This is a genomic window from Brevibacillus sp. LEMMJ03 (genome assembly GCF_007197875.1).
GTDB classification, from domain to species: domain Bacteria; phylum Bacillota; class Bacilli; order Brevibacillales; family Brevibacillaceae; genus Brevibacillus; species Brevibacillus thermoruber.
Genome location: NZ_VKJN01000094.1, coordinates 1 through 419 on the forward strand (window position 1 = coordinate 1; position 419 = coordinate 419).

The following is a 419-nucleotide window of genomic DNA, read 5'->3' on the forward strand; positions in this document are numbered from 1 at the left end:
CCTTTATTTTGTAATAATAAATCAAGTAGTTGGAATTCACGTGGGGTTAATATAATTTGTTCACCATCTTTCAACAGTGTATGGCTTGTACGATTGACCTAAAACGCTCCCCAGCGAACAATTTCTTCTTGAATCGGTGCGAACGTGCGCCGGGACAATGCTTTCAGCCGCGCCATAAGCTCGTCGATTTCAAACGGTTCACTAAATAATCGTCCGCTCCGGCTTCCAGTCCTTCAACGCGATCTTGAACCGCATCTTTTGCGGTTAACATTAAAATCGCTCCATGATAACCATTTTTTCTTAAACGTTGACATACGCTCACCCCATCGCCATTTGGCAACATCCAATCTAAAATGATCACATCGTAAAATGAAGCGAGTGCATAATCATAGGCATCTTCTCCTTCTTGTACCCAATCA

General features: G+C 42.5%; 1 pseudogene. It reads right to left on the bottom strand.

Annotated features, from left to right (window positions below):
• Positions 1–419, bottom strand: a pseudogene (locus FOI68_RS22960) (response regulator transcription factor); the annotation flags it as partial.